At 48.5% G+C, this 13,752-nt stretch carries 10 protein-coding genes and 1 pseudogene; all 11 read left to right on the top strand.

Annotated features, from left to right (window positions below):
• Positions 1-223: hypothetical protein (locus ON064_RS06285; RefSeq protein ID WP_274624106.1), on the top strand; the 223-nt coding region annotated here is incomplete at its 5' end.
• The gene (rpsB, locus tag ON064_RS06280; protein WP_058380458.1) at positions 214-930 is read left to right on the top strand and encodes a 30S ribosomal protein S2; all 717 of its coding nucleotides are present in this window, start codon (positions 214-216) and stop codon (positions 928-930) included. The genes ON064_RS06285 and rpsB, both read left to right, overlap by 10 nt.
• 88 nt (positions 931-1,018) lie before the next feature.
• Entirely contained in the window at positions 1,019-1,903 is an 885-nt protein-coding gene (gene tsf / locus ON064_RS06275) for a translation elongation factor Ts (protein WP_121297658.1), read from the top strand.
• A gap of 79 nt (positions 1,904-1,982) precedes the next feature.
• Positions 1,983-2,708: a UMP kinase gene (gene pyrH, locus ON064_RS06270; RefSeq protein ID WP_101190520.1), complete on the top strand. Its 726-nt coding sequence runs from the start codon at positions 1,983-1,985 to the stop codon at positions 2,706-2,708.
• A complete protein-coding gene (gene frr, locus ON064_RS06265) occupies positions 2,708-3,265 on the top strand; it encodes a ribosome recycling factor (RefSeq protein ID WP_274624105.1) in 558 nt (185 codons plus the stop codon). Before pyrH ends, frr begins: the two co-directional genes overlap by 1 nt.
• A 152-nt stretch (positions 3,266-3,417) precedes the next feature.
• Positions 3,418-4,208 (top strand): annotated as a pseudogene (locus tag ON064_RS06260) (isoprenyl transferase).
• Positions 4,205-4,996: a phosphatidate cytidylyltransferase gene (locus ON064_RS06255; protein ID WP_274624104.1), complete on the top strand. Its 792-nt coding sequence runs from the start codon at positions 4,205-4,207 to the stop codon at positions 4,994-4,996. Before ON064_RS06260 ends, ON064_RS06255 begins: the two are co-directional and overlap by 4 nt.
• A gap of 18 nt (positions 4,997-5,014) precedes the next feature.
• Positions 5,015-6,157: a 1-deoxy-D-xylulose-5-phosphate reductoisomerase gene (dxr, locus tag ON064_RS06250; RefSeq protein WP_274624103.1), complete on the top strand. Its 1,143-nt coding sequence runs from the start codon at positions 5,015-5,017 to the stop codon at positions 6,155-6,157.
• A 44-nt stretch (positions 6,158-6,201) separates the two neighbouring features.
• Positions 6,202-7,461: an RIP metalloprotease RseP gene (gene rseP / locus ON064_RS06245; RefSeq protein WP_274624102.1), complete on the top strand. Its 1,260-nt coding sequence runs from the start codon at positions 6,202-6,204 to the stop codon at positions 7,459-7,461.
• Positions 7,462-7,547: 86 nt separating this feature from the next.
• A complete protein-coding gene (locus ON064_RS06240) occupies positions 7,548-9,251 on the top strand; it encodes a proline--tRNA ligase (RefSeq protein ID WP_274624101.1) in 1,704 nt (567 codons plus the stop codon).
• 80 nt (positions 9,252-9,331) lie between these two features.
• Entirely contained in the window at positions 9,332-13,639 is a 4,308-nt protein-coding gene (locus ON064_RS06235; RefSeq protein WP_274624100.1) for a PolC-type DNA polymerase III, read from the top strand.
• Positions 13,640-13,752 lie beyond the last annotated feature (113 nt).

Below are 13,752 nucleotides of genomic sequence, written 5' to 3'. Positions count from 1 at the left end.
TTTTGTGTTCAGCAGTGTTCCCGATCGCCGTTCAATATTGCAATCGATTGTTTTTATAAATATCAGTTGCAGGCACCAGCAACTGCGTGGTATAATTTCAAATGGTGTTAAATACACACGCATTCCGATCTGTTCCGCAGGTGCCTTTATTGGTAACGGTTCAGAAGCGAAGAGTGCGGAGGCAAACAAAAACCTATTAGGAGGAAACACATCATGGCAGTAATTTCAATGAAACAATTGCTCGAAGCTGGTGTTCACTTTGGCCACCAGACTCGCCGCTGGAACCCGAAAATGAAAAAATACATCTTCGTGGAACGTAACGGCATCTACATCATCGACCTTCAAAAGACGGTCCGCAAACTTGAGGAAGCTTACAACTTCATGAAGCAAGTGGGCGAAGAAGGCGGTAAAGTCTTGTTCGTAGGAACAAAAAAACAAGCTCAGGACGCGATCAAAGAAGAAGCAGAACGTTCTGGCAACTACTACATCAACCAACGCTGGTTGGGTGGTACTTTGACTAACTTCGGCACGATCCAAAAACGTGTTAACCGCATGAAACAGATCGAGCGCATGGAAGAAGACGGCACTTTCGATGTCCTTCCGAAAAAAGAAGTAGTTCAATTGAAAAAACAACACGAACGCTTGGAGAAATTCCTAGGCGGTATCCGTGACATGAACGGTCTTCCGGACGTAATGTTCGTCGTAGACCCTCGTAAAGAACGCATCGCAGTAGCAGAAGCTATGAAATTGAACATTCCAATCGTAGGTATCGTTGATACAAACTGCGACCCGGACGAAATCGATTACGTAATCCCTGCAAACGATGATGCTATCCGTGCGGTCAAACTATTGACTGGCAAAATGGCTGATGCTCTTCTTGAGTCTAAGCCGGAAGAAGACGAAGAAGCATCAGCGGAAACTGCTGAGTAATTCGCAATGTTTACAGGTGATAAGCGGCCAACCCCACTTATCACCTTTTTTTGAGAAAACACAGACAAGTTGAAGGAGGAATTTAATCATGGCAGTTACAGCTCAAATGGTTAAAGAATTGCGCGAAAAAACAGGCGCAGGTATGATGGATTGCAAAAAAGCATTGGTACAAACTGACGGTGACATTGACGCAGCTCTAGATTTCCTTCGTGAAAAAGGATTGTCAAGCGCTTCTAAAAAAGCAGACCGCATCGCAGCTGAAGGGATCACTTCAATCCTTGAAGAAGGTAACGAAGCAGTCATCTACGAAGTTAACGCTGAAACGGATTTCGTAGCGAAAAACGAAGGCTTCCAAACTTTGGTTAAAGAAATCGGCGAGCATTTGCTTGCAACTAAACCAGCGACAATCGATGAAGCAAATGCTTCTACTATGTCAAACGGATTGTCAGTAGCGGACCACATCTCGAACGCTATCGCTAAAATCGGTGAGAAAATCACCTTGCGCCGCTTCGAAATCCGCACAAAATCAGACAATGACGCTTTCGGTCCATACTTGCACATGGGCGGACGCATCGGTGTTCTCGTTCTTTTGGAAGGTTCTTCCGATTCACAAGCTGCACGCGATATCGCTATGCACATCGCTGCACTTAACCCGAAATTCATTTCTCGCGACGAAGTGTCTGCTGAGGAAGTAGAGCGTGAGCGCAAAGTATTGACTGAGCAAGCGTTGAACGAAGGCAAGCCAGAAAAAATCGTTGAAAAAATGGTTGAAGGCCGTCTTGGGAAATACTTCGAAGACATCTGCTTGCTTGACCAAGCATTCGTCAAAAACTCTGACCAGAAAGTCCGCGAGTTCGCAGCATCTGTTGGCGGCACTGTAAAAGAGTTCATCCGTTACGAAGTGGGCGAAGGCATCGAAAAACGCGAAGACAACTTCGCTGACGAAGTCATGAGCCAAGTCAACAAAAAATAATCCAACTTTTATAAGAGTTATCCGGGGAGCACAATGTTGTGTTCCCTGTTTTTCAATAAACGTGTAACGGAGGGTACCGATGAGTGTTCCAAAATACAAACGCATTGTACTGAAATTAAGTGGAGAAGCGATGGCAGGCGGACAAGGTTTCGGTCTTTCCCCTGAAATCATCAAATCTGTCGCAGCGCAAGTGAAGGAAATCGTAGACCTTGGCGTAGAAGTAGCGGTAGTGGTTGGCGGAGGAAACATCTGGCGCGGCAAAGTCGGTTCGGAGATGGGCATGGACCGTGCGACTGCAGACTATATGGGGATGTTGGCAACTGTCATGAACTCATTGGCCTTGCAGGATTCGCTCGAGAAGCAAGACGTGGAAACACGCGTATTGTCTTCAATTGAAATGCGCCAAGTCGCAGAACCGTATATTCGCAGAAGAGCGATCCGCCACCTCGAGAAAAAACGTGTCGTCATTTTCTCGGCTGGAACCGGAAATCCTTACTTCTCGACAGATACGACAGCTGCGTTGCGAGCTGCAGAAATTGAAGCAGATGTCATCTTGATGGCGAAAAACAACGTGGACGGCGTTTATTCTGCTGATCCAAAAACCGATGTTGAAGCGGTCAAATACGATGAACTATCGTACTTCGACGTCATTCAACAAGGACTTCAAGTGATGGATTCGACAGCTTCCACATTATGTATGGACAATGATATTCCACTCGTAGTATTCTCTATAATGGAAAAAGGAAACATAAAACGAGCTGTTCTTGGTGAAAAGATCGGGACAGTAGTGAGGAGATCATTATAATGCCGAAAACAATCATGAACGATACGAAAACAAAAATGAGCAATGCCATTCAAGCTTTTTCGCGTGATTTGGCTTCTATCCGCGCGGGGCGTGCGACCCCTTCATTGCTCGACAAAATTACGGTCGAGTATTACGGTGCCCCGACACCTGTCAACCAAGTAGCCGGCATTTCAGTCCCGGAAGCGCGTTTGATCATGATCCAGCCTTACGATAAGACCGTATTGCCGGAAATCGAAAAAGCGATCCTGAAATCGGATCTTGGACTCAGCCCTTCAAACGACGGTAACGTCATCCGTCTTGCGGTTCCAGCTCTTACGGAGGAGCGCCGTAAAGATTTGGTTAAGCAAGTGAAGAAAGAAGGGGAAGATGCCAAAGTCATCATCCGCAATATTCGCCGCGATGCCAACGACGATTTGAAAAAGCTTGAGAAAAAAAGTGAGATTACAACCGATGATTTGCGTGGCTACTCAGACGATGTGCAAGATATGACAAACACGCATATCGCTAAAATTGATGACATGGTCAAAGACAAAGAAACTGAAATCATGGCAGTTTAAGCGAACTTCATCTGTTCCCAGGCGTCCTGTATAACAGGACGCTTTTTTCATGCCAAAATTTCGGAAGTGCCTTGAAAGTTCACGCACAACGCGCATTTTTTTGATATGATAAGCAATAGACATTCCGATTGGTTACAAGTGGAGGATTAATTATGTTCAATAAACTATTAAAGAGAAATATAGAGCCGGTAGTGGTGGAATACGGAGAGCGTGCCATGGCTGTAGCCGGCGCAGGCGTACCGTCCCATGTGGCGATCATCATGGACGGCAATGGGCGTTGGGCGAAAAAGCGTTCGATGCCGAGAGTGGCAGGCCATCACGAGGGAATGAAGACCGTCCGCAAAATAACGAAGCTCGCAAGCCATCTCGGCGTGTTTTGACTTTATATGCGTTTTCGACGGAAAACTGGAAGCGTCCGAAAATAGAAGTCGACTTTCTGATGCGTTTGCCGGAAGAGTTTCTATCGAGTTTTTTGCCGGAGCTGATCGAAGAGAACGTCCGTGTGGAAATGATGGGCTATGTAGATGATCTGCCAGCCCATACGATCCAGGCGATCCAAAAAGCGAAAGAGGCAACCAAGCACAACGATGGATTGGTGTTGAACTTTGCATTGAATTACGGCAGCCGCGCGGAAATCGTTGACGCCGTGAAAAACTTGGCTGCTTTGGTTCAGGCAGGTGAACTGGAGCCATCCGAAATTTCAGAAGACATGATCACAAGCCGTCTCATGACGAGCGGTTTACCGGAGCCTGATCTATTGATCCGAACGAGCGGGGAGGTTCGTTTGAGCAATTTCATGCTATGGCAATTGGCTTATACCGAATTTTGGTTTACCGACACCTTATGGCCTGATTTCGGTGAAGATTGCTTGCTCGAGGCATTCGAGATTTATCAGAAACGAAATCGGCGTTATGGTGGTTTGAAGGGGGAAGAAGCAAATTGAAGCAACGCATTATTACAGGAGCAATAGCAGCTGCCCTATTTATTCCATTTGTCATCATCGGCGGGATTCCGTTTATTCTTTTGGTCTACGTCCTAGCAACAATCGGTTTTCAGGAATTACTTAAAATGAAAGGCCGGAGCCTCATGAGCGTGCCCGGTCTTATTTCTCTTGTGGCCTTGTATGCTTTCATGCTGCCAGGAGATTGGTCCCAGCAAGTATACGAATGGACTGGCTATCTGAAAGTGGAATTCGTCTTTATGGCAGTCATTTTGCTGCTTATACATACGGTTGTTGTCAAAAACAGTTTTACCTTTGATGATGCCGCGTTCGCTATCCTCGGCACCCTTTATGTGGGGCTAGGGTTCTATTACTTAATCGAAACACGGGAATCTGGGCTTGCGGTATTGATTTTTGCGCTGCTGGTTGTATGGTTCACCGATTCCGGAGCTTATTTTACAGGGCGCAAAATCGGAAAGCGCAAACTGTGGCCGGAAATTTCACCGAATAAAACAATTGAAGGGTTTGTCGGCGGCATTATCTGGGCTGTTGGCATCGCGCTTATTTTTGCTTATTTTGCGGGCATGGAACAGCCTATCGTATTGGTCATCATCGTCGCAATTGTTGCTTCGATTTTCGGACAATTGGGCGATTTGGTGGAATCGGCTTTGAAGCGTCATTTTAATGTTAAAGATTCCGGCAAGATGCTGCCTGGGCATGGCGGCATTTTAGACCGCTTCGACAGTATCCTTTTTGTCATGCCGCTATTGCATTTCCTGCATTTTATTTAAGAGAGGGTTGTTTCATAGATGAAAAAAATCATATTGCTCGGCGCGACCGGTTCAATCGGCATCCAGACAGCCGATATCATCCGGGAACATCCCGAAGAATTTTCACTGGTCGGATTGTCAGCCGGTAAAAACATGGAAAAAACACGCGAGCTAATTCAAGAGTTTCAGCCAGAAATCGTCTGCGTCCAGCTCGCTGAAGATGCGCGGCAGCTGCAGCAGGAGTTCAAGGGCATTCTATTCGTCCATGGCAATAAAGGCCTGGTTGATGCTTCGACATACGAGGCGGATGTCTTGGTCAATGCAGTAATCGGCAGTGTCGGGCTTGAACCGACTTTGGAAGCGATTAAACTCGGCCGCACGATTGCCATCGCCAATAAAGAAACACTTGTGACAGCGGGGCATCTCGTCATGCAAAGCGCCAAAAAGCACGGTGCTGATATCTTGCCGGTGGACAGTGAACATTCAGCTCTGTTCCAAGCGCTCAACGGAGAAAAGCTCGAGCAGGCAAGCCGGTTGATCCTGACGGCTTCAGGCGGCAGCTTCCGAGACAAAACGCGCGATGAACTTGCGGGTGTCACAGTGGAAGATGCACTCAATCACCCGAACTGGTCGATGGGCTCCAAGATCACGATCGATTCCGCGACGATGTTGAATAAAGGCCTGGAAGTGATCGAAGCGCATGTGCTGTTCGATTTTGCCTATGATGATATCGATGTGCTATTGCACCGTGAGAGCATCATCCATTCAATGGTTGAATTCCAGGACACGAGTGTTATGGCACAGCTCGGGACACCTGATATGAGAGTGCCGATCCAGTATGCGCTTTCCTATCCAGACCGCCTGCCGCGACCAACTGCCAAACGGCTGGACCTGGCGGAAATCGCACAGTTGAATTTCCGGGCGATGGATTACGAACGCTTCCGTGCTTTGAAGTTGGCGTTCGATGCCGGGCGGGAAGGCGGCACGATGACCACTGTCTTGAATGCTGCCAATGAGCAGGCAGTTGCGATGTTCTTGAACCGTCAAATCGGCTTTTTGCAAATCGAGGAATTCATTGAACGGGCTATGCTTGCCCATCAGACGATTGCTTCGCCGGATCTCGAAACGATTCTTGCGGCAGATTCTGAAACGAGAAAAACTGTGGAAAACATGCTAAAATAGCGACAGATTAAAACCGAATAAGGTTTATTAAGGATGGGTTCAATATGGAGACAGTATTAGCGTTCATCATCATTTTCGGCGCATTAGTATTTTTCCACGAGCTGGGCCATTTCCTGTTCGCTAAGCGGGCCGGGATCCTCGTTCGTGAATTCGCTATCGGAATGGGCCCTAAGATTTTAGGCATTACAAGAGGCGAGACGCTGTATACGATTAGATTGCTTCCGATTGGTGGATATGTCCGCATGGCTGGCGAAGAAATGGATGCCATCCATCTGCAGGCAGGCCATCGCATCGGATTGCTGTTGGATGAAAAGGGACAGGCCAAGAAAGTCATCCTTAACCAAAAGCATGTCTATCCCGAGATCCTGTTTCTGGAAGTAGAACAAGCAGATCTCGAAAAAGACCTTTTCATCAAAGGATATGACGAAGACGAGCAATTGGTGAATATCAAAGTTGCCCGTGATGCGGTAGTGGAAGAAAATGGCCGTGAAACGATCTTGGCGCCTTATGACCGCACGTTCGATGCGAAAAATTTGCCGAATCGCTTCATGACGATTTTTGCTGGGCCGTTCTTCAACTTTATCCTGGCATTCTTCATCTTTACGGCCATCGGCATGCTGCAGGGAGTTCCGACTTTCGAGCCAGTGATTTCCGAAGTGACAGAAGACAGCCCTGCTGAACAGGCGGGCATGCAAGACGGCGATTTGGTGACGGAAATCGAAGGCCAATCGATTAGCACGTGGGACGAGTTGGTGGAGTCCGTACAAGACAGTGCAGGAACAGCGCTTGATTTCCAAGTCGAGCGTGATGGCGAGCCTTTGAATTTCACGATCACACCTGAATTGTCCGAACAAGCTGCAGAAGAAGTCGGCGTCATCGGCGTCTTGTACCAAAGCCCGGTGGAAAAAGACTTTTTAGGTTCATTCGCGTATGGGGCTGAACAAACAGTGTTTTGGTTCAAAGAGATATTCCGCTTGCTCGGCATGCTTGTGACAGGCCAATTCACCATCGATGCCTTGTCCGGCCCTGTCGGCATCTACAAAACCACTGAAGAAGTCGCCCAATACGGCATCTTTACGCTTATGAGCTGGGCTGGCATGCTCAGCATCAACTTAGGGATCATGAACTTGTTGCCGCTGCCAGCGCTTGACGGCGGGCGCCTCATGTTCTTTGTCCTTGAAGCATTGCGAGGCAAGCCGGTCGATAAGCAAAAAGAAGGGATGGTCCATTTTGTCGGGATCATGCTGTTAATGCTCTTGATGATTGTCGTCACATGGAATGACATTCAGCGATTCTTCTTTTAATGAGAGAAAGGGAAGCGTCTAACGCTTTCCTTTCTCTGCTACATAGGGATTTACAAATACAATAACCAGTCGAGGTGTATTCGGATATGAGACAAACATTAAGCTTTATCCCGACGTTACGGGAAACTCCAGCTGATGCGGAAGTGAAATCGCATCAATTATTGCTGCGAGCAGGATTTATCCGCCAAAATACGAGCGGGATCTATTCATTCCTTCCGCTCGGTAAACGCGTTCTGCATAAAGTCGAGAAAATCATCCGTGAGGAAATGGAAGCGATCAATAGCGTAGAAGTATTCATGCCTGCCCTTCAGCAAGCTGAACTTTGGCAGGAGACCGGGCGCTGGTATTCTTACGGCGACGAATTGATGCGTTTAAAAGACCGCAACGACCGTGAATTTGCACTAGGTGCAACACATGAAGAAATCATCACGAGCTTACTGCGCGACGAAATCAAGTCCTATAAGAAATTGCCGCTGACTTTGTATCAGATCCAGTCGAAGTTCCGCGACGAGAAACGCCCACGATTCGGTTTGCTGCGCGGACGCGAATTCCTGATGAAAGATGCGTATTCCTTCCATGCGACGCCGGAAAGCCTGGATAAGACCTACGACGATATGATGCAGGCCTACAGCAATATCTTCAGCCGCCTAGGTTTGAATTTCCGCGCCGTCATCGCGGATTCAGGGGCAATCGGCGGCAAGGATAACCACGAATTCATGGTGCTGTCGGAAATCGGCGAAGACACGATTGCGTATTCAGACAATTCACCATATGCCGCGAATATTGAAATGGCCGCCGTTCAAATGGACTATCCGAAATCCGATGAACAAGCGCGTCAAGTTGAAAAAGTCTCAACGCCTGATCAGAAGACCATTGCACAAGTGGCGGAGTTCCTCGAGACGACGCCAGAAAACTGCATTAAAACACTTGTGTTCAAAGCGGATGATGAGCTGATTGTCGTATTGTCGCGCGGCGACCATGAAGTGAATGACGTTAAAGTCAAGCATATTTCAGGTGCTAAGCTGATCGATATGGCGACCCCTGAAGACGTGCGTGAATTGTTGTCCTGCGATATCGGCTCAATCGGGCCAGTGAACTTGCCTGCAGGCGTCCGCGTATTTGCGGACAATGCTGTTAAATCGATTGTCAACGGCGTCACAGGCGCTAATGAAGAAGGTGTCCATTTCAAAAATGTTACACCTGATGAAGATTTCACGGTAGAAGCATATGGAGACTTGCGCTTTGTAAAAGAAGGCGACCCTTCACCAGACGGAAACGGCACGATTCAATTCGCCAAAGGAATCGAAGTCGGCCATATCTTCAAGCTCGGCACGACTTACAGCGAACCGATGAAAGCGACTTTCCTCAATGACCAAGGCAAAGCGATGCCTTATATCATGGGCTGCTACGGCATCGGTGTTTCCCGCATTGTCGCGGCTGTCGCTGAACAATTCCAGGACGAGTCCGGGTTCACTTGGCCGACTGCAGTCGCACCGTATGAAATCCACGTCGTGCCGGTCAACGTCAAAGATGACGTGCAGCGTGAAACGGGTGAAGAAATTTATGAACAACTAAAAGCCCAAGGATTCGAAGTGCTGCTTGATGACCGCAAAGAGCGCGCCGGCGTGAAATTCGCCGATGCCGATTTGATCGGCTTGCCACTCCGCATCACTGTCGGCAAACGTGCCGCTGAAGGAATCCTGGAAGTGAAAATCCGCGAAACCAACGAAACGGTTGAATGGCATAAAGATGAAGTGCAAGACAAGGTACGCGAATTCTTTAAGAAATGAATAATAATCTGATATGATAAAAGGAAAGTACAAACGTACTTTCCTTTCTTTTTCTGAAATAAATGGCGAAGGGGATAATCATGATAAATGAGCAAGACGCCAAAATGAGATTTAAATTGCTGCTGCAGCATCTGGAGTTAACCGACGATGTCCATATGCCATATTTTGAAGGGGCGGAATTGACGCGCATGACCGTTCATAAGAAAGACCGGGCATGGCGCTTTATTGTCAAACTCAAGCAAGTGCTGCCGCTTGAACTATTTGTTATTTTCCGCGAGCGGCTGCAAGCCAAGTTTTCATCGATTGCAAGCGTTCAAGTGCATATAGAAACACCCGCGCAACAAGCTGACGGCGAGCAAGTTTCCGCCTACTGGCGGCATGTCGTCGACGAATTGGCAGATATGGCACCGCCACTACGCGAGCGCCTGCTGTTGCAAGCACCTGTGTGGAATGGCAATAAATTGATTGTCGACTGCTGCCATGAACATGAAATGATGGCATTGAAATCCAAATATACCGAAAAACTAAGCCAGGTTTTCCAGCAATTCGGGTTCCCTGCGTTTTCAATCGATTTCCAGCTATCGGCAGAAGACCAACAGGAAGCGCGCGCTGCCTTTATGGAAGAGCGCAAAGCCGAAGAAGAAGCGATGGCTAAACGAGCTGTCGCGGACATGAAGAAACGCGAAACCGAACGCAAAGAAAATGGCGCTCCATCCGGGCCTTTCCAGATGGGCTCTGCCATCAAGCCGGATGAGCCGATTGTCGAAATCCGTTCGATTGTCGATGAAGAACGACGAGTTACTATCGAAGGCTTCGTGTTTGATGTCGAAGTCCGTGAGCTGCGCAGCGGCCGTTCGCTATTGACTGTCAAGATGACCGATTATACGGATTCGATCCTTGTCAAAATGTTCTCGCGCGATAAAGAAGACGCAGAGCTCATGGCCCAGGCGAAAAAAGGCATGTGGCTGAGAGCGAGAGGCTCGATCCAAACCGATACATTCGTCCGGGATTTGGTCATGATGTCGAATGACATGGTCGAAATCAACCCGTCTGTCCGAAAAGACACCGCTGAAACCAAACGGGCGGAATTGCACCTGCATTCCCCGATGAGCCAGATGGACGCTGTTTCTTCCATTGAATCATTGGTCGCCCAAGCGGCGAAATGGGGCCATCCGGCGATCGCAGTCACGGATCATGCAGGCGTACAGGCATTTCCCGATGCGTATGCCGCGAGCCAAAAGCACGGCATCAAGGCGATATTCGGATTAGAAGCGAATTTGGTTGACGACGGCGTCCCGATTGCCTACGAAGAACGCCATGCATTGCTCGAGGAAGAAACTTTCGTCGTCTTTGACTTAGAGACGACTGGGTTATCCGCCGTCTATGACACGATCATCGAGCTGGCAGCGGTCAAGATCAAAGGCGGGAATATCATCGATAAATTCGAGCGATTCGCCAACCCGCACCATCCTTTGTCGGCAACGACGATCGACTTGACAGGCATCACGGATGATATGGTCCGCAACGCACCGGAAGTCGAAGAAGTCATCCGCGAATACCATGAATGGGCAGGCGATCATATCATGGTTGCGCATAATGCTTCATTCGATATGGGCTTTTTGTATGTCGCCTATAAGAAATACGGCATCGATAAAACGCATGCCACGATCGATACACTAGAACTTGCCCGCATGCTTCATCCGGAAATGAAGAACCACCGTTTGAACACGCTGGCGAAAAAGTTCAATATCGAACTGACGCAGCATCACCGCGCCATCTACGATACGGAAGCAACTGCTTACCTGTTGACGCACTTATTGAAAGAAGCGGACGATAAAGGCATTCTCTACCACGATCAATTGAACGATTACGTCGGAACAGGAGATTCCTATAAGCGCTCACGGCCGACGCATTGCACGCTTTTGGCAAAAGATCAGGAAGGCCTGAAAAACCTGTTCAAGCTTGTTTCGGCATCCCATATCAATTATTTCTACCGTGTCCCGCGCATACCTCGCTCATTGTTGCAGCGTCACCGAAAAGGGCTCCTTGTAGGTTCGGGCTGCGATAAAGGCGAAGTGTTCGAAGCGGTTATGCAGAAATCTATGGAAGAAGTAGAGCGCACGGCGCAGTTCTATGATTATTTGGAAGTGCACCCGAAAGAAGTGTACCAGCCATTGATCGACCGCGAATTGATTCGTGACGAATGGAATCTAGAAGACATCATCCGCAAGCTGGCCAAAGTGAGCCGTAAGCTCGACAAGCCGCTGGTCGCGACAGGCAATGTCCATTACCTTGATGAAACGGACGCCATCTTCCGCCAAGTGCTGATCGGTTCACAAGGCGGCGCGAATCCATTGAACCGATCGACATTGCCGAAAGTGCATTTCCGCACGACCAATGAAATGCTCGACGCATTCGATTTTCTCGGGGAAGAGACGGCGCGTGAAATTGTTGTCGACAACTCCTTGAAAATCGCCGATATGATCGATGTTGTCAAACCGATCAAAGATGAACTGTATACACCAAAAATTGAAGGAGCGGATGAAGAAGTCCGTGAACTCAGTTATACGATGGCTCGTTCAATTTACGGAGACGACTTGCCGGAAATCGTCGAGGCGCGCATCGAGAAGGAATTGAAGTCAATTATCGGCCACGGTTTTGCGGTTATCTATTTGATTTCGCATAAACTGGTGAAAAAATCGCTTGATGACGGCTATCTCGTTGGTTCCCGGGGGTCTGTCGGATCGTCCCTTGTCGCGACGCTGACGGAAATTACGGAAGTCAACCCTTTGCCGCCTCATTATGTATGCCGGAAATGCAAGAAATCCGAGTTCTTCGATGACGGCTCTGTCGGTTCCGGCTTTGACTTGAAAGATAAGGATTGCCCGGATTGCGGGATTCCGTATAAGAAAGATGGACAGGATATTCCCTTTGAAACTTTCCTTGGATTTAAAGGAGACAAAGTTCCCGATATCGATTTGAACTTCAGTGGCGAATATCAGCCGCAAGCGCATAATTACACGAAAGTGCTGTTCGGCGAAGACAATGTCTTCCGGGCAGGCACAATCGGCACCGTGGCAGAAAAAACAGCCTACGGTTACGTGCGTGGCTATGCCAATGACCGCGATATGACGATGCGCGGCGCGGAAATCGACCGGTTGGTGCAAGGCTGTTCCGGCGTCAAGCGCAGCACAGGCCAGCACCCGGGCGGCATCATCGTTGTGCCGGATTACATGGATATCTATGATTTCTCGCCGATCCAATTTCCTGCAGATGCACAGGATTCTGAATGGAAAACGACCCATTTCGACTTCCACTCAATCCATGATAATTTATTGAAGCTCGATATTCTCGGGCATGATGATCCGACAGTGATCCGCACGCTGCAGGATTTGTCCGGCATCGATCCGAAGACGATTCCGACAGATGACCCGGAAGTGATGAAGATTTTCGCAGGGCCTGAGTCGCTTGGCGTCACGAAAGAGCAGATTGGCTGTAAAACGGGAACACTCGGCATCCCGGAGTTCGGCACGCGCTTTGTCCGCCAGATGCTTGAAGATACGAAACCGACGACATTTTCGGAACTCGTACAGATTTCAGGATTGTCGCACGGCACGGACGTTTGGCTTGGCAATGCCCAGGAATTGATCCACAATGGCACTTGCCAACTATCCGATGTGATCGGCTGCCGGGATGACATCATGGTCTACTTGATTTATCAAGGGCTTGAGTCTTCCTTGGCGTTCAAGATCATGGAATCGGTACGGAAAGGGAAAGGCTTGACGCCGGAGATGGAAGCCGCGATGAAAGAAAAAGCGGTCCCGAACTGGTATATCGAGTCGTGTAAGAAAATCAAGTACATGTTCCCGAAAGCACACGCCGCGGCCTACGTTTTGATGGCAGTCCGGATCGCTTATTTCAAGGTCCATTTCCCGGTTCTCTATTACGCGGCGTACTTTACGGTGCGGGCGGAAGATTTCGATGTCAACGCCATGGCCAAAGGGTCCCAATCGATCCGTGCCAAAGTGGACGAAATCAATTCAAAAGGATTGGAAGCTTCGACGAAAGAGAAGAACTTGCTGACGGTCATGGAGCTTTCGCTTGAAATGGTTGAGCGCGGCTATTCATTCCAGAAAGTCGATTTGTACAAATCCTCTGCGGATGAATTCCTGATCGAAGGCAATACCTTGATCCCGCCGTTCAACGCGATTCCAGGACTCGGCACCAATGCCGCGAAGTCGATCGTTGCCGCAAGGGCGGAAGGCGAATTCCTGTCGAAGGAAGATTTACAGCAGCGTGGCCGCGTTTCGAAAACAATCATCGAGTACATGGATGACCACGGCTGCCTAGAGGGGATGCCTGATGCCAATCAGCTGTCCTTGTTCTAGTCAGTTGCGCCGTGTCGCTAAGCATGGTATTATTGTAATAACATTTACTGATAGCTCTGTCGCAGAAGAGTGGGTTCTCCCGCTCTTTTCTGTTTGTTATGGCATATTATTGG

Origin of the sequence: Planococcus sp. A6, from assembly GCF_028823615.1 — a bacterium.
In the GTDB taxonomy this organism is placed as follows: Bacteria; Bacillota; Bacilli; order Bacillales_A; family Planococcaceae; genus Planococcus.
Note: the sequence above shows the minus strand (reverse complement) of the source record. Positions and strands in the feature narration are given on the sequence as shown.

Excerpts from the sequence above, each read along its gene's own strand:
- rpsB (WP_058380458.1), top strand. The coding sequence starts at position 214 with ATGGCAGTAATTTCAATGAAACAATTGCTCGAAGCTGGTGTTCACTTT.
- ON064_RS06240 (WP_274624101.1), top strand. The coding sequence starts at position 7,548 with ATGAGACAAACATTAAGCTTTATCCCGACGTTACGGGAAACTCCAGCT.
- frr (WP_274624105.1), top strand. The coding sequence starts at position 2,708 with ATGCCGAAAACAATCATGAACGATACGAAAACAAAAATGAGCAATGCC.
- tsf (WP_121297658.1), top strand. The coding sequence starts at position 1,019 with ATGGCAGTTACAGCTCAAATGGTTAAAGAATTGCGCGAAAAAACAGGC.
- dxr (WP_274624103.1), top strand. The coding sequence starts at position 5,015 with ATGAAAAAAATCATATTGCTCGGCGCGACCGGTTCAATCGGCATCCAG.
- rseP (WP_274624102.1), top strand. The coding sequence starts at position 6,202 with ATGGAGACAGTATTAGCGTTCATCATCATTTTCGGCGCATTAGTATTT.
- pyrH (WP_101190520.1), top strand. The coding sequence starts at position 1,983 with ATGAGTGTTCCAAAATACAAACGCATTGTACTGAAATTAAGTGGAGAA.
- ON064_RS06235 (WP_274624100.1), top strand. The coding sequence starts at position 9,332 with ATGATAAATGAGCAAGACGCCAAAATGAGATTTAAATTGCTGCTGCAG.